Raw genomic sequence first — 22388 nt, 5'->3', positions numbered from 1 at the left:
ATGGTGCTCGTTTAGTCCTGAGAGCGCCAATCATCGGGAAGGATGTGATCCAAAATGTCATCGACGGTGATGGCTCCAACGAGCCGGCCCTCTTTATTGGTCACACCCACACTGGTGAGGTTATACGTGGCTAAATGCCTGACGACTTCCGAGATATCGGCGAGATCCGACATGGATTCAAGCTCAGTATCAAGGATGTCGCCCAATGGTTCGGGTGGTGCTGCGCGCAAGAGCGCCTGAATGTGAACCTGTCCCAAATATCGTCCAGTGGGAGTCTCCAGGGGAGGGCGCACCACATACACAGTGGAAGCCAACGCTGGACTCAGCTCTTCTAAACGGACGGAGGCCAGAGCTTCAGCCACAGTCGACTCCGGAGTCAAGATGACTGGAACCGGGGTCATGACCGAACCGGCAGTACCTTCGGGGTAGGCCAACAGACGGCGAACGTCCTTCGCTTCATCCTCGTTCATCAGATCCAAGAGCTGATGTTTGGTTTCCTCAGAAACACCGGCCAACAAGTCGGCTGCGTCGTCAGGGTCCATCTCTTCAAGCACGTCTGCAGCGCGTTCAAGGCCGAGGGCTGAAAGGATCTCAACCTGCTCACGGTCTGGCAATTCCTGAAGCACGTCCGCAAGGCGCTCATCTTGCAGGTGCGCAGCAATTTCTAGACGACGCTTTTCATTCATTTCATGAAGAGCGTCGGCGAAGTCAGCGGGTTTCATCTCATCGTGGGTGGCCACGAACGTGTCGGCTGACTGTGGTTCTTCTTGGGAGCCGTGGCGCAGGTCCTGCCAGGAAACTAGTACCTTGTCACGCTTGCGCGAGCGTAGGCCCAGCAGTGAAGACGTAGGTACGCCGCGCTGTACGTAGTATTCATTGATTTCCCAATCCCCACGACGGGTCTGGGCCAATCCAATATCTTCAATAACACCGCGACCGGATCCATCAACAAAGGTGATGGTGCGGTCAAACATTTCGGCGACAACAAGGATTTCTTGGCCACGCTGTTGGAAGCGGCGCATATTTACCAGACCAGAACAAATCACCTGGTTGGCTTCCATCGACTGGATGCGAGTCATCGGTACAAAGACTCGACGCTTGCCGGGTACCTCGACCACCAGACCAACACAAGCAGCGGCCTTCTGCGGGCCGCGGGAAACGACGACAACATCGCGTAGTCGGCCCAAGCGGTCGCCCAAGGGGTCGAAGACATCAAGCCCGAGAAGTCGGGCGACGAAGATTTTAGACACTGGTGCGCTCACCTCTCTAGACTATCGTGTCCCACTGGTCATCGCGGTGTGCAAAGCCACAGGATAGCCACTGTTTCTTTCACCGTCAGCGATAGTTACTTCACAACTAGGCAGGCTCACAGTAAACCTGTGCACAATATAGATATGACCTCGCCTCATAGAGTAAATTCGATCAGCCCCAACGGTTTGCCTCGCGGAGAACTGCTTGGACGTTACACCAGCTACCTCGACGCGCAGAAGCTCGTTGATTACTTAGCAGACAATGATTTTCCCGTTGCTTCGGTGAGCATTGTCGGTAATGACGTACGTACTGTCGAGCGAGTGACCGCAAAGCTTTCTTACCCAAAGGTGGCGCTTGCTGGTGCCGCCCAGGGTGGCATGATGGGCCTGTTTGTCGGCCTGCTACTTTCGCTATTCGGCGGCGGCGGAAACGGTCTTTACCAGATCCTTTCCTCCATCGGTCTGGGCATGGCCATCTGGATGGTGGCCGGTGTGGTGAGCTACTCAACTCGTCGCGGAAAGCGCGATTTTGCCTCCTCCAGCCAGTTTGTTGCTACCAGCTTTGACGTGGTGGTGGACTTCGAGCAGGCACAAGCCGCTCGCGCACTGGCTTCGAAACTTCCTATGCGTCCGCAACAGGGTAACGCGCAGCAGCCAGGGGCACAGCAGCCTGGCTCGCAGCAAGCACCCGGCACGCACCACGCACCAACCCAGGTTCAGCAGCAGGCGCCGGTGGCTACTACTACCCAGCCAAACCCAACGCAGGCTCCAGATACCGCAGAAGCAACTGATGCACGCAAGGGTCAGTTCCCGGACTTGCCTGATGGACGCCCACGCTACGGTGTGCGCGTGAACGAGCCAAAGTCAGCGGCGGCCGAAGAGCCTGCCACCAAGCCGGCCGAAGATTCATCAGCACAGAATAAGGCTTCTGAAGCCGAGAACGATGAAGATCTTTCAGCGGTTGAACCGACGATCAATCCTTCACAAGGTTCGCAGCACCGGGCCAAGGACGACGAGTCGGAAGCCTAAAAACTTAGAACAAAAACACTGAAGGTCTCGGTGTCATTGCTCATTGCAATGACACCGAGACCTTCAGTTTTAAGCATTGTCTGCCTAGATTAGCCGCGCAGCTTGGCCATCCATGACTCAACGTCCTCTGGGTTTCGAGGCAAAGCAGCGCTCAAGTTCTCGGCACCATCAGCGGTGACAAGAATGTCGTCTTCAATGCGCACACCCAAACCGCGGAACTCTTCAGGGATCGCAAGATCCTCGTCCTTGAAGTACAGGCCAGGTTCGATGGTGAAGACCATGCCTTCCTTGAGTTCTGCGTCCAGGTACAGCTCGGCGCGAGCCTGAGCACAGTCGTGAACGTCTAGCCCCAAGTGGTGGCTGGTGCCGTGTGGCATCCAACGACGGTGATGCTGACCTTCTTGGCTCATGGCTTCTTCTACCGAGACAGGCAAGATGCCCCACTCTGAGAGACGTTCGGCCAGAACACGGGTGGCGATCAAATGCAGATCGCGGAACTTCAGACCTGGCTTGACCGCAGCAAACGCTGCATCGGCGGCATCTAGAACGGCCTGGTAAACCTTGCGCTGAACCTCGGTGTACTGACCGGACACTGGCAACGAGCGGGTGATGTCTGCGGTGTACAGGGATTCTGCTTCGACACCTGCATCCAGCAACAGAACTTCTCCCGGGGAGACAGTACCGGTGTTGCGGATCCAGTGCAGGATCGTGGCGTTATTGCCCGAGGCCGCGATGGTGTCGTAGCCCAGTTCATTGCCCTCGAGACGAGCACGTGCAAAGAACGCACCTTCAACAACACGCTCACCACGCTCGTGTTCAATAGCCTTATCCAAGTTGCGTACAACATCTTCAAAACCATTGATGGTCGCTGCAACCGAACCGCGCAGTTCAGCGATTTCGTGCTCATCCTTGATCAGACGTATTTCAGAGACAAACTCGGAAAGCTCGGTATCTAGTGCATCGCTGGCCTCTAGATCCTGTGCAGTGTTCATCCGTGAAGTATCAACGAGAGCATCCATGTTCATGTCGACTTCGCGGACCAAGCGAATGCGGATACCACCTAGCGCCTGCGGGCCAGCATTCTTGGTAACGGCCATTTCTAGCTGTTCCAGGGAATCTGTTGGCAAACCGGTGCGTGCCGAGAGGGACGACAGTGTTGGGCGCGGACCGACCCAGAACTCGCCGGAGCGGGAGTTCAGGTAGAAATCGGTGGTGTCGCGTCCAGCCATCGGGGCGAAGTACAACGTGGAAACGTGATTGCTGCCGTGTTCGCCAGCGCCGTCATCGGTTGGTTCCATAACCAAAACTGCATCTGGTTCATGGTCAACACCGAGACCGGTCAGGTGAGCGAAGGCCGAATGTGGGCGGAAGCGGTAGTCGGTGTCATTGGAGCGGACCTTCAATGGGCCAGCAGGAATGACGAGACGCTCACCAACAAAGTTTTCCGAAAGCTTGGAACGGCGGGTCACAGCAAACGGTGCAGCGGCATCCTGTTCTGGCAGCTGCGACGTGTCAGTTGCCCACGAGGAGGCCATGAATTCTTGGAATGCCTTGGACGTTGGACGCTGGGAACGGTTGTTCACTCGGTCTTCCAACGGCTGATTTGTGCCTGTGGCAGGTGATTCTTGATTGGTCATAATCCAAGTGTGTCACCAACTCAGCTTTCCCAGCAAAGAATCAGCGCAAAGGATAATCTAGGAATATGCGAATTGACCTGCACACCCACTCCAACGTGTCAGACGGAACTCAAACTCCTTCCGATTTGATCCGTTCTGCTGCCACCGCTGGACTAGATGTGGTGGCGTTGACCGACCATGATCAAACCACTGGTTGGGCGCCGGCTGCCGAAACGGCAAAGGAACTGGGTGTCGGTTTCATTCCTGGCATGGAAATTACCTGCCAGGACCCCAACGGGATTAGCGTGCATTTGCTTAGTTATTTGCATGACCCCACCTATCAGCCACTGCTAGATGAGCTGGAATTATCGCGTGACGCTCGCATCATTCGTGCGCAGCGCATTGTTGAACGTCTGGCTGAGGACTACCCGGTGAGTTGGGATTTGGTCAATGAGCATTGCCAACCGGGCGCAACCATTGGCCGTCCGCATATTGCTGATGCTCTGGTCGCTGCAGGGGTGTCAGAGAATCGCAATGAGGCCTTCGCTAATATCTTGTCTTCGCGTTCCAAATACTATGTTGCCCACCCCGCAGTACGTCCGGCCGAAGCGGTCAAACTTGTCCGTGAAGCCGGGGGAGTCCCCGTGTTTGCCCACCCGAAAGCCTCGCTGCGTGGACGGACCGTACCCAACTCAACGTTCTACGAAATGATCGACGCCGGTCTGGGTGGGGTGGAAATTCATCACCGAGACAACAGTGAAGAAGGCAAGGAATGGTTGCTTGACCTTGCTGCCAAAAAGAACTTGATCATCACCGGTTCCTCGGATTATCACGGAACCGGGAAACTAAACCGGCTAGGTGAGAATGTCACCGAGCCGGAAATGTTGCAACGTATTATTCAGGAAAGCAGTGGAACTCAGGCCTCGGTATAGGTAGTCGACTCGGGCAAGCGTGAACGCATCACGTCGATTGCTTCCGAATTCTGATCTACCAAGACAAACTTTCGTCCCAGCTTTGCAGCTACCGCTCCGGTCGTTCCAGAACCGGCAAAGAAGTCCAATACCCAGTCGCCTGGGCGTGAAGATGCCGAAACTACTCGACGCAAAATACCTTCAGGCTTTTGTGTTGGGTATCCGGTTTTTTCCTTGCCTGTTGGCGAAACGATGGTGTGCCACCAAACGTCGGTAGGCAGCTTGCCCAAAGCTCGCTTTTCGGGAGTGACCAAGCCGGGAGCCATGTACGGTTCACGGTCTACTTCTGAAGAATCAAAGTGATACTTCTTTGGATCCTTCACATACACCAAAATGGTGTCATGCTTAGCCGGCCAACGGTTCTTGGCGCGGGCTCCGTAATCGTAGGCCCAAATGAGTTCGTTCAAGAAGCTGTCGCGACCAAAAATCTCATCGAGTAGAACCTTGACGTAGTGGACCTCGCGGTAATCGAGGTGCACATACAAGGTGCCATCTTGGGTGAGCAGACGGTGCGCCTGACGAAGCCTTGGCTCAATGAAGCTGAGGTAATCGTCAAAGGTGTCCTGGTAAGAACGCGCAGCACCAAGTTCGGTGCTGTAGGCACGACCTTGGAAACCGGTACGGTCACCTTCACCTTCGGCAGCACGGACCATCGTGCGCTGGGCACGAGTCTGTTTACGTCCGGTGTTGAATGGAGGATCCACGTAGATCAAGGTGAAGCTTTCATCTGGCAAAGCCGAGAGAATGCTTAGATTGTCGCCGTGGTACACGGTATTGGCTGACGCCGGAGCTGACGATGATGAATCATCATCAGCTCCGGTTTCAGGTATTGCTGATTCTTCGGGTTGAGCAAGCACCGCTGGCTTAGGTTCCTTTCGGAAGAACGAACGAACTGGTGGGACTAGAAACTAGTCCTGTCCGCCTGCATCGGTGCTACGGGTACGACGACGCGAACGGCGGCGAGGTTCCTGTGCTGATGCATCCGCGCCGGCCTCAGCTGAAGCATTTGGCTGGTGCGATTCGCGATGCCGCTCGTTCTCACGTGCTGGACGGTCCTGCTTGCCCTTGGAGTGGCCGTGGCGTGAATTCTCCTGCTCGCCAACGGCTTCCTGACCGGCGCGCTGTTCGGTCTTCTGACCGTTAACGGTGCGGGTACGGGAGCGCGAGTTGTTGCGACGGCGAGGAGTGCGCTGTGAATCTTCACGACGCTCCGAACCTTCGACCTCTGCAGGGGCAGCCTTCTTTGCGCGTGGCAAACGGCCCTTGGTTCCCTTAGGAATGTCCAGATCCGTGAAGAAGTGAGGAGAAGACGAGTAGGTCTCCACTGGCTCTGGAACGTTCAGTCCCAGTGCCTTGTTGATCAAGGACCAACGAGGAACCGAATCCCAGTCAACAAAAGTTACCGCGGTGCCGGTGTTGCCAGCACGGCCGGTACGACCAACACGGTGAAGGTAAGTGTTCTCGTCATCTGGGCACTGCAAGTTGACCACGTGGGTGACGTCATCAACGTCGATACCGCGGGCAGCAACATCGGTAGCAACCAGAATTTCAATCTTGCCTGAACGGAACGCCTTCAGCGCCTGTTCGCGAGCACCCTGACCAAGGTCACCATGCAAAGAACCGGCATTAAAACCACGGTCTACCAGCTCATCAGAAAGTCGAGCAGCCGAACGCTTAGTCTGCGTGAAGATGATGGACTTGCCACGGCCTTCAGCCTGAAGCAGGCGGGCCACCATCTCGTCCTTGTCCATGTTGTGTGCGCGGTAGACCAGCTGACGGATGTTGCGCTTGGTCAGCGAATCGTCGTCTCCTGGATCCTGGGCACGAATATGTGTTGGACGGGTCATGTAGCGCCGTGCCATGGTGATCACAGCGCCTGGCATGGTGGCCGAGAACAGCATTGCCTGGCGTACCGGAGGCAACGCAGCCAAGATGCGCTCTACGTCGGGCAGGAAGCCCAAGTCCAGCATTTCGTCGGCCTCATCCAAAACAACGGTGCGAACCTGCTTGAGGTTCAGTACGCGCTGACGGTTCAGGTCAATGAGTCGACCTGGGGTACCAACAATCACGTCGGTGCCGGCCTTCAGAGCATTGATCTGCTCTTCGTAAGGGCGACCGCCATAGATGGTGGTGATGGAAATGTTGGAGTGCTTTGATGCCTGAGCGAGGTCGGCGCCGACCTGGATAGCCAGTTCACGAGTTGGGGCGACGATCAGTGCCTGCGGGGCACCTGGGAATTCAAGATTCTCGTAGCCTTTGTCGCCTTCACGGATCACGCGCTGCAATGCAGGGATACCAAAGCCAAGGGTCTTACCGGTACCGGTCTTTGCCTGGCCAATGATGTCATTTCCGCCCAGAGCCACCGGAAGGGTCAGCGACTGAATGGGGAAGGGATACTCGATCCCGGCTTCCGAAAGGGAAGCGACAATGTCTGAACGGACCTTGAGGTCTGCAAAGTTCTGCTTTGCTGGCTCTTCGATGGTCTGTGGGTCTTGTGGTTCGGCAGCTTCTGCCGTCAGAGTCGTGTCAGTCACGATATTAATATTCTCGTTTCATGTGGGCCCAGCTACGGAGTGATTCCTCGGCATTTTCTGCCGTGGGTTCATCGTGCTGTGCTATTCCAGCGGAGCCGATCGCGTCGTTTCGCCTAGGAGAATCTCATTCACCTAGGGAATGGTGACCGCTGGGAAGCCACCAAGATACTGTTTTATTTCTCAGCCCATTGCGATCGGGCATCCTATTTTCTAATAGCCCAAGCATAACGGGTTTTAGTCAAAAACCTTGGGTTAGGAGTTTTGGGCCGCGATTTCAAAGCTAATCTTTCGTTGTGTGGGATCAGCCTGGACCAACTTTGCGGTGACCAAGGTTCCCGGTTCGCCGTCCCCGGTGAAACTACCGGTGACCGGCAATTGCACGAGCTGTAGTTGTCCTTCGGCAGATTTCCCTTCGCCGCTGCGTGCACTTTGCACCACGATGGCTTGGAATTCTTCCCCAATTCGGTTTTGTAGAAGTATTGCTTCCATCAGATCCAGCGCAGCCTTGTTGACCTTGTTGGCCGAAGCGGAGCTTGATTGCATCAGTTCTGGAAGCTGGTCCAGAGCGGTTTTCAGCTCATCAGGAATGCCCTGATTTGAGGTCAACAAGCTGCAGGTGAGCAGTACAAAGCGGTCCACCAAGCGTCGCAGCGGTGCGGTGGTATGTGCGTAGGGCGCAGCCAAAGCGGCCTGAACGAGGTCGGTTTCGGGCTGACCATTAATAACTTGGTAGTCGGCCCCACGGAACAGTGATGCTGCGCGGTGCATAATCACCAGTTGTTGTGGGTCGCTGACATCTAGGGTGTGCAGGTATTGGCCATAGCTGATGCTCTGATCCCATGGATGACCTAGGAGCTGGGTTTGTGTGCGGAAGTCCGCTAACGCTTTGTCCTCGGGGGCAGGCATGATGCGAAGGATTCCGACGCCGGCATCGAGCATCAGCCGGGCTGCGGCAATGCCAGTCAACAAGGAGATCTGGGCGTTGTGATCTTCCAAAGGCAGAGGAACTCGGCTCACCAGCTTGTAGCCATCGTCCGTCGCCTCGACTTCTTGATCAGGCAGGGTCAGTGATGCGCCGCCGCGTAGCTGTTCCTGCTTGGTGCGCAGGGCGCCAATTTCGGCCAGTAACTCTAGCTGTTCGTTCCCGGAAGATTCGTCGAGGCTCTTTTGGGCGGAAACGTAGTCCAACTGCGCGCGGGATCTGATGCGTACCCGGCTCAGCTCAATCTCGCCAAGCGCGCCCTGAGTATCAAGGGTTATTCTCCAGTGGAAGGCGGGGCGAACCTGATCAGGTAATAATGAGCCTTGATCTTCAGAGATCAATGGTGGATGCAAAGAGATCTTACGGTGAGGAAGATAGTAAGTCTGTCCACGTTGGCGTGCTACCTCATCGAGCTTGCTGCCCAATTTAACAAACGCCGGTACATCCGCGATGGCATAGTTCACCACGTAGCCAGCTTCGTTCTTTTCCAGATACATTGCCTGGTCTAGATCCGTGGCACCTTCGGGGTCGATGGTGAAAAATGGCATGTCGGTGGCGTCGCGCTCTGGCAGTTCCAAGTCGGCCACGGCCGTCTCGGCTGCAGTGAGTGTCTGCTGATCAAAGGGCGCGGGAACTTCAAACTCGGTTTCAATTCCGAGCAACAGCTCGGCCAAGTCTTTGGTCGGTACTGGACGTGGGCTGCGGATACGTGGTTGAGTCACCCCTTAGCATTATCACAACACAGTGAACTAAGACACTATTTCGAAAAAAATGGCCGGTGTCCCGTCAACGGGAAACCAGCCATTCTTCGACAGGCGTCAAGCGCCTTGAATAATTTGTGTTCTACTGACCGAAGCCGACGCGGCGAACTTCTTCTGGGCCGATCTCAACGTAAGCGATGCCAGCAGAAGGCAGCAAAACCTCGCGGCCCTTTGGATCCTTAAGTGCCAAGACGGTGCCATCGGCGATGGCCTTAGCGACTTGCTCGTTCACTTCTGCGTTGCTGAGCTCGGATTCAAGTACAACTTCGCGGGTTACATTCTGAATGCCAATGCGGATTTCCATGATTGTCGCTGATCCTCTCAAACGATTTAGGTGTCCCGTATGGGTCCTCTGAAGACTAATTTAGCTAGTTTTCTTTGGGGAACTGTGAAATTCCGCGCCAAGCTAAACGCGAGATGAGATCTACGGCGGTTTCTTGGTCCACCGCATCACCGGTGGAAGCCCAATAACGAGCAGAAACTTGCGATAGGCCAGCCAAGGCTCGACCGGCAAGCAGGCCTTCAGCCTCGCTCATGTCGGTGTCCTGCACAACAACGCGGGCGATAGACGCAGCGAGCTTATTGTTGAAGCGTTCGATACGTCCGGCAATCAGCTGATCAGACAATACATCGGATTCAAAAATGAGACGGTAGGCCTGAGATTCGCCCTTGATGTAGCTGTAGTACGTGTTGATGGTGGCAAACACGCGCTGACGGTTATCGGTGGTGGAGCTGATGGCTTCTTCGAGCTTCTTGCTGAAGTCGGCTAAGTGAGAATCCAACAAAGCTAGGTAGAGCTCGCGCTTACCGGGGAAGTGTTGGTACAGCACTGGTTTGGATACGAGTGCCACTTCAGCGATTTCGTCCATGGAAGCGCCGTGGTACCCGTGGGCAACAAAAACTTGATGGGCGGCCTGCAATAGCTGTCGGCGCCGTGCTTCACGGGGCATCCGCTGGGAGCGGGCACCTTTGCTATTTTCAAGTTCCGTCATGTCGAATCCGGCCTTTCCAGCTGCTGCGCGATGCACCGCCGATTCAATCTGGAAATTGAGCGCAGTGATCTACTTGAAAGTAGTATTCCATGCTTTGACTTGGAATGCAGAACTATAAATCAAGAAACGAGGATTAATTATGCGGATTTTGATTCTTCGGTGACCGGGCAACTCGCAACCGGGCTCGCGGTACTTGGGACCGGCGGTACCTCAGCCAGTGGACTAACCTGTGGCTCGGATAGCTCTAATCCGTACAGGGTCTCCAACGCTGAGACGTATTCGTCGGTGCGTCCTTCGCCAGCTAATTCGCGGGCTCGTACGGTCGGAACATGCAGAAGCTGGCGGACCATACGACGCATTGCCATCTCTACTTCTTCAGCAGCTGCAGTACAACCATGCTGTGCGCGAACCTTGGCGATTTCCTGATCAAGGACGGCCTTGGTGTGCTGGCGCAGGGCCACAATCGCGAAATCTGCTTCACGCTCACGCTGAGCTGTAGCAAATTCGGTGGTGGCTTTCTTTACGATGCGACTAGCGGCGTGTACCGCCATAGCCTGCTCGGTGGGAGCAGCCATGCGGACCGATTCAAGGGTAATCAGTTCTGCGTCTGCCAGCTCAACCAAAGTTGGATCAAAGTCATGAGTTAGAGCCATGTCGATAGCGATCAACGGATGGTTTTTCACACGTAATGTTTCTAGCTCTGCACGCGAGATCTGGTGTCCGCCACCGGAACAACCAACAATCACGTCGGCTTCACGCAGTGCCTGGGGCAGAAGTTCATCGCTGAGCGGGAATCCTCCACGCTTAGCCGTGAAGTCAGCGGCGCGGCCCGAATGCGAGTAAACAGAAACGCGCTTGACGCCACGTTCCTTCAGTAGAGCCATGGTTGCTCCGGCGTATGAACCGGTGCCGAAAAGCACAACGTCCTGTTCGGACCAATCGCGATCTCCGGACATCAGCTCTTCAGCTAGATCCAGTGCCACCGATACTACGGACTTGCCCTGAGTTCCCAGATCCGTATTCGAGCCGACATCCTTGGCTGCTCGGGTTGCATTCTGGAACAAGCGGTTGAGGTTGCTTGTGGTGGTCTTTTCGGTTTGCGCTTGGGTCAGCGCTCGACGCACCTGGCCGGCGATTTCGCGTTCGCCAACAACGGCCGAGTCCAAGCCAGCGCCCACGGAGAAGAGGTGCTCGATGACCGGTTCACCTTCCAGACTGGTGAGGTGGCGGGCCAAGAAGTCGGGGGAGAGGCTAGTGCTTTCTGCCAGTGCGTTCACCAAGTGATCGGTGGCGTCATCCACGTGGGAAACGTCCGCATACACCTCGAAACGGTTGCAGGTTGCTAGAACGACGGCACCATTGATGGCCGCCGAACCGTTAACGGAGGCAGCTGCCAGCCCGTCGGCCGAAGCGCTAATTTGCGCGACGGTCTCAAGATCGAGCTGCGAATGCGAAGCGACAAGAGATAAGAAAACCACAGTGTCCCCAGAATAGGACGGAACGACCGAGCAAACAACGCAGGCGTGCCTAAATCGGGCCCTTTGGGTGGGTTAGGTTGCTCACCTTCGGCTGCTTGCGGACCTCCCGAATGGGCTTTAATCTCAAGACTTGGCAGAATTAGAGTATGACCCTGTCGCAGAACCATCCGATGCTCGATGGACGTACCCAAGATTCCGCTTTGATCCAAGCTTTGACGGGCAAAACTCCGTCGCACCATCCAGTGTGGTTCATGCGCCAAGCGGGGCGTTCCCTGCCGGAATACCTGAAGTTGCGTGACGGCGTGAGCATGCTTGATTCATGCCTGGACCCAGCAATGGCCAGCGAAATCACCCTGCAACCGGTACGCCGACACAAGGTTGACGCCGGAATCTTCTTCTCCGATATTGTCATTCCACTGCGCTTGGCTGGAATCGGTGTAGACATCGTGCCAGGCGTTGGCCCGGTACTAGATACTCCTATTCGCACCGCGGAACAGGTCGCAGCACTTCCAGAACTCACCGAAGAGTCCTTGGAACCAATTCGTGAAGCTGTGCGCCTGACCGTTGCTGAATTAGGCTCCACGCCATTGATCGGTTTTGCCGGCGCACCATTTACCGTGGCCGCCTACATGGTTGAAGGCAAGCCAAGCCGCGACCACTTGGGTCCACGCACCATGATGCACTCGGACCCAGAGGTTTGGGATGGACTGATGCGTTGGGCTGCCGACGCTTCAGGCAAGTTCTTGCGTGCACAGGTTGAAGCCGGGGCTTCTGCGGCTCAGCTATTTGATTCGTGGGCAGGTTCCTTGTCATTGCCTGACTATGAAAAGTTCGTCGCGCCTTATTCGTCGCAGGCTTTGGATTTCGTTCGTGACTTGGGTGTGCCATTGATTCACTTCGGCACCGGCACCGGGGAACTGCTAAGCGCTATGCGCGATATTGGCGTTGACACCGTGGGCGTGGATTACCGCATTCCACTGGATACCGCGATCGAACGGTTGGGCCAAGGCGTTTCGGTTCAGGGCAATATCGACCCTGCACTGCTGACCGCTCCATGGGAAGTGCTTGAAGCGCACGTGCGTGAAGTTGTTGAAGCTGGAAAGCAGGCCCGTGGACACGTAGTGAACCTGGGCCATGGTGTTCCGCCAACTACGGATCCAACTGTGCTGAGCAAAGTGGTAGAGCTCATTCACTCGCTGTAATTCAACGGGTCTAAGCTGGGAGTAGTGCCTTGGGCTTGTGCGTAATCCCGGTCCAAGGCAACCGCTTCAATGTGTGAAGGTAGAAGGTGCTAAGTACGTGAGCAAGGAATCATCGCCAGCTTCTGTAGAGCGTTCAGAGATCTCTTCGCAGTCGCCTGCCCACGCTTTGCGGTTGCTAGAAAAAGTACGCAAAGCCAATGAAACCCGACATAACAAACGCACTGCCACCGATGAGGCTAAGCCGAAGGCAGCACACGCGGTAGTTATCGGCGGTGGCATCGCAGGCCTGGTCGCTGCCCGAGATCTTCGTCAAACCGGATACGCAGTCACCGTCTTAGAAGCCAATGACAGCTTTGGCGGCAGCATGCGAACCACCGACGTAGCCGGACTGAAAATTGATGCCGGCGCAGAATCCTTTGCGGTACGTCAGGGTACGGTTGCCGCCTACCTAGATGAATTGGACCTGAGTGAAAAAATCGCTCAGACCTCGGGCCAGTCAGCCTGGTTGATTCAGGGGGACGAGCAAGAGATCGTGGCACACCCAATGCCTGCCACTGCCCTACTTGGCATCCCTGCGGATGTACGCACCGATGCTGTGCGCAACATTATTGGTCGCGCCGGCACAGTCCGTGCGGCTGCTGACCTGATCACGCCAATGAGCAAAAAGTGGGCTACCCAAAAACTTTCAGTGGCTGAAGTAGTGCGCACCCGTATGGGGCAAGCGGTTTTGGACCTGCTGGTCTCGCCGGTGATTAATGGCGTTTACTCCACCGACCCGGCTCAGATCTCTATTGACGCTGCCGCCCCTGGCCTGCGCCAAGCGATGCAGGAAACCGGATCGTTGGCCCGCGCGGTAGCTAAATTGCAGGCTTCAGCTCCTGCAGGTTCACGCGTGGGCGGACTTGAGGGTGGAATGTTTACCCTCGTTGAGTCACTCGTGAAGCAACTAGAAGACTCCGGGGCAACGCTGGTTCGTAATTCGCCAGTCACTGCCGTCAGTTACGACGCTCATGCCCAGATCCCCTATACGGTAACTAGCCTTGGCCAAGAAATTCAGGCAGAGCGGGTCGTCATTGCCACACCGGCTGCACCTGCCTTAGAGCTGATTAACCCGCTGCTGGCTTCCGAGGCACAAATTAGTGCTGAGGACACGTCCAATTCCATTGCGCTAGCAATTTTGGTGGTGGACAAGCCTGAACTGGATGATGCACCGCGTGGTTCGGGAGTGCTGGTCAATAAGAACGCTCCACTGACCGCCAAAGCGCTGACCCATTCCACTGCGAAGTGGCCTTGGCTCGCAAATGAAGCTGGCCCTGGAACCCACGTGGTTCGACTGTCCTTCGGTCGTATCGGTGAGTCTGAGCCGGTGGTTGAATCCGGCAATGACGAAGCATTGATCGAGTTAGCTATCAAAGACGCTTCAAAGATTCTCGGTGTTCAATTGCATCGGGATGATGTCTTAGGAAGTTTCGTCTCGCGCTTCAGCGACATGGTGCCTTTGCAAGGTGAAGCCGCAGTGCAGCGTCGAGTCGACCTTGAACAAGCGCTGGCACCATTGGTCGGGCTTGATGTGGTTGGTGCCTGGATTTCCGGTACGGGCCTAGCCCGAGTGATCTCTCAAGCACGCCGCGCGGTGGCCATCAGCGCCCGCTAAGACTTCAGCAAGAATTTTGGATTCATCATCCATGAAAAGATCCGCAGAACAAGGAGAACATCACGTGAGCAACGCACCCGAGCACAATTCGCCCGTCATGAACGAACGCACGAATGCGGGAGAAAACCCAACTTTCTTCTACACGCTCTGGACCATCTTTAAGCGTTCCGAAATCGTTGAGCGCAGCGAAGGCGCAGCAAACGAGTTTGATGCGCTGATCGCAGAGCTGGCCACCGAAGGTGCCATCGTGCGAGGCATCTACGACGTCTCGGCCATGCGCGAAGACGCTGACATCATGGTGTGGGTCCACGGCCCATCTGCCGAGCTGCTTCAGGCTTCGCTGCGCAAGATCCGTCGCTCCGCGCTACTGGAAGGCACAAAAATTGTGTACTCCACCATGGCTGTGCACCGCGAAGCAGAATTTGCTAAGAACCACTCTCCAGCTTTCGCCCGCGGCATCCGCGCCAAGGAATGGATGACGGTTTACCCGTTTGTTCGTTCCACCGACTGGTACACCATGGACCCAGCCGAACGTGGCAAAATGCTTCGTGACCACGGCATCCTAGGCCGCGAATTCCCTAACGTTCTGGCCAACACCGTCGCTGCGTTCTCCTTCGGTGACTACGAGTGGCAGATTTGCCTCGAAGCCGATGACATGATCGACCTTGTCGATATGATGCGTCACCTGCGCTACACCGAAGCCCGTCACCACGTACGTGAAGAAACCCCGTTCTACACCGGACGGAAGATCTCTGCTGCCGACGTGCTTGAGGTATTAAAGTGAGCCAGAGTTTTGATCCGCGCCAGGGATTCGACCAGAACGGTCAGATGATTCCTAAAGCGTATGATGCTTTGCTACTCGCCTCCTTTGGTGGGCCAGAAGGCCAAGACGATGTGCTGCCATTTTTGCGCAACGTCACCGGAGGCCGAGGTATCCCGGATGAACGCCTTGAAGAGGTGGCAGTTCACTACCGCAAAAATGGTGGTGTCTCACCGATCAACGGACAAAACCGTGAGTTGAAGGCCGCGCTGGAAGCCGAGCTGGCATCCCGTGGCATCAACCTGCCGGTGTACTGGGGTAACCGTAACTGGCACCCGTTTGTAAACGACACTTTGCAGCAGCTGGCCGACGATGGTCACCGCAAAGTTCTGATGCTCGGCACCGGCGCCTACTCAGGGTACTCGGCCTGCCGACAGTACCGCGAAGACCTTGGCATGGGGCTGCTGGCCACGGGCCTAGACGGCGTGGTTGAAGTTGATAAGATCCGTCAGTTCTTTGATACTCCCGCTTTTGTTGAGCCTTTTGTTCAGAGCTTGCGGATTTCTTTGGCTAAGGTTCAGGCTCAGCTTGCTGAGGCTGGAAAAACTGACAAGCCAGTGAAGATCGTTTTTGTCACCCACTCCATTCCGATGGGGGATGCGCAGGCTGCTGGTCCGAAAGAAATTCGCGAAGCAAACAGCGAAAATCTCTACACCGCGCAGCACCGGGCCGTCGCGCAGTACATTCTTTCCCAGGTTGAAGAAGCCAAGGGATTGGACTACTCGTTGGTGTACCAGTCTCGTTCGGGTGCGCCGCACATGCCGTGGCTGGAACCGGATATCAATGACGCACTGGAAGAGGATGCTGCTGCCGGTGTCGGCGGTGTTGTTGTTGTACCGATCGGGTTTATCTCTGATCATATGGAAGTGCTTTGGGATCTAGATACCGAAGCCAAGGACACCTGCGCTCAGCTGGGTCTGGCCTTTGATCGTGTGGCCACCCCGGGTACCCAGCAACCTTTTGTTTCCGGTTTGGTTGACCTGATTGAAGAGCGTCTGCTCGGCGAAGATGGCAAGGCACGCCGGGCTGGTCGTGCCTCGGTGGTTCAGGGCGGTCCATGGTTTGATGTCTGCCGCCCAGGCTGCTGCGAAAAGCGGGCCTTGGACGGAACGTTGCGGCCAACTATTGCCGCCGTTGACTCTGAAGTTGGAGTGCCACAATCATGAGCGAATCGTTCCGAGTAGGTACTCGCGGTAGTGCGTTGGCCACCACCCAGACCGGTTGGGCTGCGCAGAAGCTCGCCGAAATTTCTGGTCTTGAAGTGCAGACCGTTCTGGTGAAAACCGAGGGTGACGTAGTGACCGGATCGCTGGCAACCCTTGGTGGTACCGGCGTCTTTGCCGCCGCTTTGCGCCAACGTCTACTGGATTCCGGATGCGACCTAGCCGTCCACTCACTCAAGGACTTGCCGACAGCGCAACCTGAGGGCTTGGTTCTGGCCTGCATCCCGGCCCGTGAAGATGTTCGAGACGCACTGTGCTCCCATGACTCACTGGGCTTGGATGATTTGCCGCAGGGCGCCAAGGTAGGCACCGGTTCTCCACGCCGAGCAGCCCAGCTCTTGGCCTACCGTAGCGACCTGCAGATTGTTGATATCCGCGGTAACGTCCCTACCCGTTTGGGTCGGGTCAAAGGCATCGGCGAGACCTTGGATGACGGCAGCGTTGGCCGAAGCACCCAGGGTGATTTGGATGCGGTCATTTTGGCCGCCGCCGGAATGCGTCGACTCGGGCTGGAAAGCTACATCACCGAGTACCTAGATCCCTCGATCATGTTGCCTGCCCCGGGCCAGGGTGCCTTGGCACTGGAAGTGCGTAGCACTGGTAGCGGCCACCAAGCCTTGGATCAGGCCCTGGAATCGTTTGATGATCTTCATACCCGAATGCAGGTTGTCGCCGAACGTTCCTTGCTTTCCACGCTAGAAGCAGGATGCGCCGCACCCATTGGCGCGCTGGCGCATGTAGATGGTGCCGAGCTGGTGCTCGAAGCGGTGGCCTGCAACCCCGATGGATCTGAAGTGATGCGCCGTAGTGCTCGTACTGCCGCCGACTCCATCAACTCCGCTGTGCAGCTTGGCCGAGACCTGGCCGAATCCATGATTGCTGACGGCGCTGCCGTCGTTGCCGGTTTGGCCTGAACACCCGCTCATGACCTATCACGCCCTAATCCTGCGTAACCCGGCACGAGCCGAAGCTACGGTGCAGGAATTTGAACAGCTGGGTATCACTTCGTGGTGTGCCCAGCTGATCGATACTATCTGGCCAACAGATCGCACGGAGCTAGTGCGCATGAGCGAGCAACTGCTGGCCGGTAAGTATCAGTGGTTGGTTGTTACCAGCGTGAATACGGTGCGAGTTGTTGATCAATTGATCGGGGAGCAGCGCTTACCGGCAAGTCTGCGTATCGCTTCGGTGGGTGAAAAAACCAGCCTTGCCATTAGCGAGCTCTGGGGGCGAGAAGTAGATTTTCAGCCCACACTGCAGTCAGCGGCAGGGATGCGAGACGAATGGCAGCCTGAAACTGATGCACACCTGTGCTACCCGCACGGGGACTTGGCCAGCTCCACCTTGGCGGACGCGCTTGCCTTGCTACCGGTGAGCGTGGATGAATTTGAAGCCTACCGCAACGTTGCCGCGGGCAGCGGGGGAGTACCGGTAGATTCATCGGTGCCTACCCAGGGGCTAAATATTCTGCAGGCTGAGGCGATCAGTGAGAAACTGGAACTGATGGATCTGGTCGTTTTCTCGGCTCCCTCGGTGGCAAAACGCTTCGCAGAACTTGTTGCTGGCGCGCTGCCACAGAAGCTGCGAACCATTGCCATCGGTCAGCCCACGGCCAAGGCTATGGCCCGAGCATCCATCCCGGTGCACGCGATCGCCACCCAGCCGACCCCGCGTGGCCTAGCCGACGCGGCCAAAGATTTGCTGCTGCTCAACGGTACGACCGAAGCTGCAGATAGTAAGTAGTCAAGACAGAAAGTAGAGCTATGGGTTTCCCTGAGCACCGTCCTCGCCGATTGCGGCAGAATCCAGCCATGCGCCGTTTGGTGGCTGAAAATGAGCTGTCCGCTCGACAGCTGATTTTGCCAGCCTTCGTTCGTGAAGGATTTAGCAAGCCAAACGAAATCAGCTCCATGCCCGGCGTTGTTCAGCACTCCATGGACTCGCTGAAGGCTGCTGCCAATGACGCGGCAGAACGCGGCCTGGGTGGAATTATGCTCTTTGGCATCCCTGAAGAACGCGACGAAACCGGATCTGCCGGAATCGACCCCCAGGGGATCTTGAATCAGGGTATTGCTGCGGTCCGCGCCGAGGTTGGCGACGAACTATTGGTCATGTCCGATGTGTGCCTAGATGAGTTCACCTCGCACGGCCACTGCGGTGTCCTTGACGCCAATGGGCAGGTGGACAACGATGCAACGTTGGACATTTACGCGCAGATGGCCTTGGCCCAGGCCGAGGCTGGTGCCCACATTCTGGCTCCATCGGGCATGATGGACGGTCAGATCGGTGTGATCCGCCAGGCCCTTGATGCTGCTGGACGCCAGGACATCGCACTGTTGGCTTACAGCGCCAAGTACGCCAGCGCTTTTTACGGTCCATTCCGTGAAGCCGTAGACTCCCAGCTGGTTGGTGATCGCCGTACTTACCAGATGGACAGCGCCAACCGAAGCGAAGCCGTCATCGAGGCAGAGCTGGACATCGCCGAGGGCGCTGACATGATCATGGTCAAGCCAGCCATGAGCTACCTGGATATCGTGCGCGATATTGCAGATTTCTCCCCAGTGCCGGTTTCCGCTTACCAAATTTCCGGTGAGTACGCGATGATCGAAGCTGCCGCTGCCAATGGCTGGATCGATCGCAAGGGCGCCGTTCTTGAGTCTTTGCTTTCCATCAAGCGTGCCGGTGCCCAACAGATTCTCACATACTACGCAGCCGAAGTCGCCGGCTGGCTTAAGGAAGGTAAGTAAGACTGATGTCTAACTCAGAACAGCTCTTCGCCGAGGCCCGCGAGGTCATGCCTGGTGGCGTGAACTCGCCAGTACGTGCCTTCGGTTCAGTCGGCGGCATTCCACCATTTATGGTTGGCGCCAAGGGCGCTTACCTCACCGATGCTGATGGCAAGGAATATGTTGACCTGGTCTGCTCGTGGGGTCCAGCCTTGCTCGGCCACTCGCACCCAGAAATCCAAGCTGCGGTACACGCTGCCGTTGATCATGGTCTGTCCTTTGGCGCGTCCACCCCGGATGAGGCCAAGCTCGGTCAGCTGATCAAGTCACGGATGGGCGGTGTAGACCGTGTGCGCATGGTTTCTACCGGTACCGAGGCCACCATGACCGCGGTTCGTTTGGCTCGTGGCTACACCGGTCGTGACCTGATCATCAAGTTCTCCGGTTGCTACCACGGACACCTGGACGGCCTGCTGGCTGATGCAGGTTCCGGACTGGCAACCTTGGCCTTGCCAGGTTCCGCTGGGGTTACCGCGGCCACCGCCGCAGAAACCCTCGTGCTGCCATACAACGATCGCACCGCCATTGAAGCTGCGTTCGCTGAACATGGTGCCAACATCGCTGCGGTCATTACCGAATCAGCTCCATGCAACATGGGTGTGGTGACCCCTGAAGAGGGCTTTAACAAGTTCCTGAAGGAAACCACCGCCAAGCATGGCGCACTGCTCATCGTTGATGAAGTGCTCACCGGTTTCCGTGCTTCTTCCTCGGGCTACTGGGGCTTGACCGGAAAGGTCGAGGGCTGGGCCGCAGACCTCTACACCTTCGGTAAGGTCATCGGCGGTGGCCTTCCTACTGCTGCGCTCGGCGGTCGTGCCGACGTCATGGACTACTTGGCGCCACTGGGTCCGGTATACCAGGCTGGCACGCTCTCGGGCAACCCTGTAGCTATGGCTGCTGGTATTGCGCAGTTGAGCAATGCGACCGAAGAGGTCTACGCGCACCTGACCAAGCAGTCTGATGCATTGCAGGCAGCTATCACCGAGGCGTTCAACGCCGAGGGCCTGAACCACTCGATCCAGCGTGCCGGAACGTTGTTCTCGGTTGCGTTCGGCACGGCCGAAAACGGCGTGCACAACTACGCTGATGCACAGGCCCAGGAAGTCTTCCGCTACGCGCCGTTCTTCCACTCCATGCTTGACTCAGGCGTTTACCTGCCACCAAGTGTCTTCGAAGCATGGTTCGTCTCGGCAGCTCACGATGATGCTGCAATGGAGAAGATCTTTGCAGCCCTTCCAGCAGCAGCCAAGGCTGCTGCCGCGGCGAAGGCCTAAACGCGAGTAATAGAGCCCGGGGCAGGCGGAACCATATTTTCTGGTGCCGCCTGCCCCGGGCTTTCTTGTGCCCTGAAATCTTCTGATCATAGATTCTTCCGGAACGCAAAACAGCCCGAGTTCCGTGAGGAACTCGGGCTGTGGAATGCTTCGAACTAGGAGCGGTGCTCCTCGTCAAAAGTGGGGATTAGAAAGCTGGGATGACGCTGCCGTCGGTCCAAGTCTTCTTGATGTAGGCGCGAACCTCATCGGAGTGCAAAAGCTCTTCAAGCTTCTTGATGGCGGCGGTATCTTCACCTTCACGCCAGGTCAGGAAGTTAGCGTTTGGGTTGTTGTCGCCGGATTCCTGAGCTAGCATCTCATCCTTGTTCAGCTTTGCCTGAACGATGAAGTTACCGTTGATCACAGCAACGCCGATGGACTTGTCGCTCTTGTAGTACTGAACTACCTGCTCAGCGTTGGCATCCTTGAGCTTGAGAGACAGAGGGTTCTTTTCCTTGTCGTCCTGGACGGTGAGGATTGAATCGTCATCAGCGATGTTCTTGAGCAGGCCAGCCGTTTCCAGAACACGCATGCCGCGGATCTGGTTTACTGGGTCGTTGTTCAGCAGAACGGTGGTGCCCTCGGTAACTTCCTTAGGATCCTTGAACTGCTTCGAGAAGACGGTCATTGGCTCTACGTGGATACCGGCACCGTGGACGAACTTGTAGCCCTTTTCTTCGGTTTCAGTCTTCAGGTATGCCTCGGTCTGGAAGTAGTTGGCGTCCAGCGATCCATCTTCTAGCGAAGTGTTAGGCAGAACATAATCGTCGTATTCAACGACGTCCAGGTCGATGCCAGCATCCTTGGCTAGGTTCTCATCAACGAAGCGAAGAATGTCAGCCTGTGGAACTGGGCTGGCGCCTACCTTGATGGTGACAGGCTTTGCTGGGTCCAAGGTTGCATTCGCATCAGCTGATGGTGAGCTGCTACCGCAAGCGGTGAGTGCAAATGCGGTGGCAATGCCGGTGATTGCAAGTGTGAGCTTTTTACGCATAACTTGTCTTCCTTTGAGTTGGAGCCGTGGGGCTCGGTTGCGAGTGAGGATTGCCGTGTCATGACATAGTCCACGGCTCCACCGGTAGACCGATGGAAGTCTTTATTTGTTTTAGCGGTGATCGACTTTGCGGGCAATCAAGTCGCCAATGATCTGTACAAGCTGCACCATGATGACGATAACGATGATCGTGGTGATCATGATTGGCATGTTGTAGCGGGTGTAGCCGTAGGTGTAAGCCATGCGACCCAAACCGCCACCGCCGACCAAACCGGCCATTGCAGAGTAACCAATCAGCGTCACTACGGTTGTTGTAACCGCTGCGATGATGCCTGGCATGGCTTCGGGAACCAGTACCTTGCGGATGGTCTGCATTTTTGTAGAACCCATGACCAGCGCTGCATCAACCTTGCCGGAGGAAACGTCGCGAAGGGCGGTTTCCACTAGACGGGCGAAGAACGGAATAGTACCGATGGTCAGTGAAACCGAGGCGGCGATTGGGCCAATCGAGGTGCCAACCACCAAGGCGGAGAACGGAATCAAGGACACCATGAGAATGGCGAATGGAATCGAGCGGGTGATGTTGATGATGATTCCGGAAAGTACGACGTTCATCCAGCGAATTGGAGTCAATCCGCCCTTGCCAGTGACGTGAAGCAGAATGCCGAGAACTAGGCCAATAACGATGGTGATGACACCGGAGATAACAACCATCTCAAGCGTTTCAACGGTGGCGGTGCCCATGGCCTTGAGGACTGTTGGAGTAAAGAAATCCATGAT

General features: G+C 56.3%; 20 protein-coding genes. 10 read left to right on the top strand and 10 right to left on the bottom strand.

Features of this window, described 5'->3' with window-relative positions:
• Positions 1-11: 11 nt before the first annotated feature.
• Positions 12-1262: a magnesium transporter MgtE N-terminal domain-containing protein gene (locus tag ACT3RW_RS11200; protein ID WP_131088635.1), complete on the bottom strand. Its 1251-nt coding sequence runs from the start codon at positions 1260-1262 to the stop codon at positions 12-14.
• Positions 1263-1394: 132 nt separating this feature from the next.
• Here ACT3RW_RS11200 and ACT3RW_RS11195 point away from each other — a divergent pair, with 132 nt between their 5' ends.
• Entirely contained in the window at positions 1395-2279 is an 885-nt protein-coding gene (locus ACT3RW_RS11195; RefSeq protein WP_444613800.1) for a general stress protein, read from the top strand.
• Between the two features lie 89 nt (positions 2280-2368).
• Here ACT3RW_RS11195 and ACT3RW_RS11190 read toward each other — a convergent pair whose 3' ends face one another.
• Complete coding sequence (locus ACT3RW_RS11190; protein WP_444613799.1) at positions 2369-3916, bottom strand: aminopeptidase P family protein; 1548 nt, start codon at positions 3914-3916, stop codon at positions 2369-2371.
• 65 nt (positions 3917-3981) lie between these two features.
• Between ACT3RW_RS11190 and ACT3RW_RS11185 the strand changes: the two genes are divergently transcribed.
• Entirely contained in the window at positions 3982-4827 is an 846-nt protein-coding gene (locus ACT3RW_RS11185) for a PHP domain-containing protein (protein WP_444613798.1), read from the top strand.
• On the opposite strand, the gene ACT3RW_RS11180 is transcribed toward ACT3RW_RS11185, so the two are convergent.
• The 6 genes from ACT3RW_RS11180 to ACT3RW_RS11155 all read right to left on the bottom strand — a co-directional run bounded on the left by ACT3RW_RS11180 (position 4812) and on the right by ACT3RW_RS11155 (position 11613).
• Entirely contained in the window at positions 4812-5696 is an 885-nt protein-coding gene (locus ACT3RW_RS11180) for a DNA-methyltransferase (RefSeq protein ID WP_444614638.1), read from the bottom strand. The two genes, ACT3RW_RS11185 and ACT3RW_RS11180, sit on opposite strands and share 16 nt — an antisense overlap.
• A 78-nt stretch (positions 5697-5774) precedes the next feature.
• On the bottom strand, positions 5775-7400 hold the full coding sequence (locus ACT3RW_RS11175; protein ID WP_444613797.1) for a DEAD/DEAH box helicase: 1626 nt from the start codon (positions 7398-7400) through the stop codon (positions 5775-5777).
• A gap of 252 nt (positions 7401-7652) precedes the next feature.
• Complete coding sequence (locus tag ACT3RW_RS11170) at positions 7653-9104, bottom strand: RNB domain-containing ribonuclease (protein WP_444613796.1); 1452 nt, start codon at positions 9102-9104, stop codon at positions 7653-7655.
• Positions 9105-9225: 121 nt separating this feature from the next.
• On the bottom strand, positions 9226-9447 hold the full coding sequence (locus ACT3RW_RS11165; RefSeq protein WP_444613795.1) for a DUF3107 domain-containing protein: 222 nt from the start codon (positions 9445-9447) through the stop codon (positions 9226-9228).
• Positions 9448-9511: 64 nt separating this feature from the next.
• A complete protein-coding gene (locus ACT3RW_RS11160) occupies positions 9512-10135 on the bottom strand; it encodes a TetR/AcrR family transcriptional regulator (protein ID WP_444613794.1) in 624 nt (207 codons plus the stop codon).
• Between the two features lie 137 nt (positions 10136-10272).
• Positions 10273-11613 (bottom strand): glutamyl-tRNA reductase, encoded by a 1341-nt coding sequence (locus ACT3RW_RS11155; RefSeq protein ID WP_444613793.1) that lies wholly within the window; start codon positions 11611-11613, stop codon positions 10273-10275.
• 146 nt (positions 11614-11759) lie between these two features.
• Here ACT3RW_RS11155 and hemE point away from each other — a divergent pair, with 146 nt between their 5' ends.
• From hemE to hemL, 8 genes are all read left to right on the top strand, one after another.
• Positions 11760-12815: a uroporphyrinogen decarboxylase gene (hemE, locus tag ACT3RW_RS11150; RefSeq protein WP_444613792.1), complete on the top strand. Its 1056-nt coding sequence runs from the start codon at positions 11760-11762 to the stop codon at positions 12813-12815.
• A gap of 97 nt (positions 12816-12912) precedes the next feature.
• Positions 12913-14469 (top strand): protoporphyrinogen oxidase, encoded by a 1557-nt coding sequence (gene hemG / locus ACT3RW_RS11145; RefSeq protein WP_165477280.1) that lies wholly within the window; start codon positions 12913-12915, stop codon positions 14467-14469.
• 97 nt (positions 14470-14566) lie between these two features.
• Positions 14567-15253, top strand: a complete 687-nt coding sequence (gene hemQ / locus ACT3RW_RS11140) for a hydrogen peroxide-dependent heme synthase (RefSeq protein ID WP_444614637.1) — start codon at positions 14567-14569, stop codon at positions 15251-15253.
• Positions 15250-16455: a ferrochelatase gene (locus ACT3RW_RS11135; protein ID WP_131088624.1), complete on the top strand. Its 1206-nt coding sequence runs from the start codon at positions 15250-15252 to the stop codon at positions 16453-16455. Before hemQ ends, ACT3RW_RS11135 begins: the two co-directional genes overlap by 4 nt.
• Positions 16452-17426, top strand: coding sequence for a hydroxymethylbilane synthase (gene hemC / locus ACT3RW_RS11130; protein WP_444613791.1), 975 nt, complete (start codon positions 16452-16454; stop codon positions 17424-17426). Before ACT3RW_RS11135 ends, hemC begins: the two co-directional genes overlap by 4 nt.
• 10 nt (positions 17427-17436) lie before the next feature.
• Positions 17437-18255 (top strand): uroporphyrinogen-III synthase, encoded by an 819-nt coding sequence (locus tag ACT3RW_RS11125; RefSeq protein WP_444613790.1) that lies wholly within the window; start codon positions 17437-17439, stop codon positions 18253-18255.
• A 20-nt stretch (positions 18256-18275) separates the two neighbouring features.
• Positions 18276-19259: a porphobilinogen synthase gene (gene hemB / locus ACT3RW_RS11120; RefSeq protein WP_444613789.1), complete on the top strand. Its 984-nt coding sequence runs from the start codon at positions 18276-18278 to the stop codon at positions 19257-19259.
• Positions 19260-19264: 5 nt separating this feature from the next.
• Entirely contained in the window at positions 19265-20572 is a 1308-nt protein-coding gene (hemL, locus tag ACT3RW_RS11115; protein ID WP_444613788.1) for a glutamate-1-semialdehyde 2,1-aminomutase, read from the top strand.
• A gap of 187 nt (positions 20573-20759) precedes the next feature.
• Here hemL and ACT3RW_RS11110 read toward each other — a convergent pair whose 3' ends face one another.
• The gene (locus ACT3RW_RS11110) at positions 20760-21608 is read right to left on the bottom strand and encodes a MetQ/NlpA family ABC transporter substrate-binding protein (RefSeq protein WP_444613787.1); all 849 of its coding nucleotides are present in this window, start codon (positions 21606-21608) and stop codon (positions 20760-20762) included.
• Positions 21609-21719: 111 nt separating this feature from the next.
• The gene (locus tag ACT3RW_RS11105; RefSeq protein WP_262197367.1) at positions 21720-22385 is read right to left on the bottom strand and encodes a methionine ABC transporter permease; all 666 of its coding nucleotides are present in this window, start codon (positions 22383-22385) and stop codon (positions 21720-21722) included.
• Positions 22386-22388: the final 3 nt, after the last annotated feature.

This window comes from Glutamicibacter sp. AOP5-A2-18 (genome assembly GCF_052446055.1).
In the GTDB taxonomy this organism is placed as follows: Bacteria; Actinomycetota; Actinomycetes; order Actinomycetales; family Micrococcaceae; genus Glutamicibacter.
The sequence above is the reverse complement of the archived record's forward strand: the minus strand, read 5'-3'. Positions and strand labels throughout refer to the sequence as shown.

Bases quoted from the DNA above. Each gene is read 5' to 3' on its own strand.
- ACT3RW_RS11195 (WP_444613800.1), top strand. From the start codon at position 1,395: ATGACCTCGCCTCATAGAGTAAATTCGATCAGCCCCAACGGTTTGCCT.
- ACT3RW_RS11105 (WP_262197367.1), bottom strand. From the start codon at position 22,385: ATGGATTTCTTTACTCCAACAGTCCTCAAGGCCATGGGCACCGCCACC.
- ACT3RW_RS11125 (WP_444613790.1), top strand. From the start codon at position 17,437: ATGACCTATCACGCCCTAATCCTGCGTAACCCGGCACGAGCCGAAGCT.
- hemB (WP_444613789.1), top strand. From the start codon at position 18,276: ATGGGTTTCCCTGAGCACCGTCCTCGCCGATTGCGGCAGAATCCAGCC.
- hemC (WP_444613791.1), top strand. From the start codon at position 16,452: ATGAGCGAATCGTTCCGAGTAGGTACTCGCGGTAGTGCGTTGGCCACC.
- hemL (WP_444613788.1), top strand. From the start codon at position 19,265: ATGTCTAACTCAGAACAGCTCTTCGCCGAGGCCCGCGAGGTCATGCCT.
- ACT3RW_RS11165 (WP_444613795.1), bottom strand. From the start codon at position 9,447: ATGGAAATCCGCATTGGCATTCAGAATGTAACCCGCGAAGTTGTACTT.
- ACT3RW_RS11160 (WP_444613794.1), bottom strand. From the start codon at position 10,135: ATGACGGAACTTGAAAATAGCAAAGGTGCCCGCTCCCAGCGGATGCCC.
- hemE (WP_444613792.1), top strand. From the start codon at position 11,760: ATGACCCTGTCGCAGAACCATCCGATGCTCGATGGACGTACCCAAGAT.
- hemQ (WP_444614637.1), top strand. From the start codon at position 14,567: ATGAACGAACGCACGAATGCGGGAGAAAACCCAACTTTCTTCTACACG.
- ACT3RW_RS11185 (WP_444613798.1), top strand. From the start codon at position 3,982: ATGCGAATTGACCTGCACACCCACTCCAACGTGTCAGACGGAACTCAA.
- ACT3RW_RS11110 (WP_444613787.1), bottom strand. From the start codon at position 21,608: ATGCGTAAAAAGCTCACACTTGCAATCACCGGCATTGCCACCGCATTT.
- ACT3RW_RS11190 (WP_444613799.1), bottom strand. From the start codon at position 3,916: ATGACCAATCAAGAATCACCTGCCACAGGCACAAATCAGCCGTTGGAA.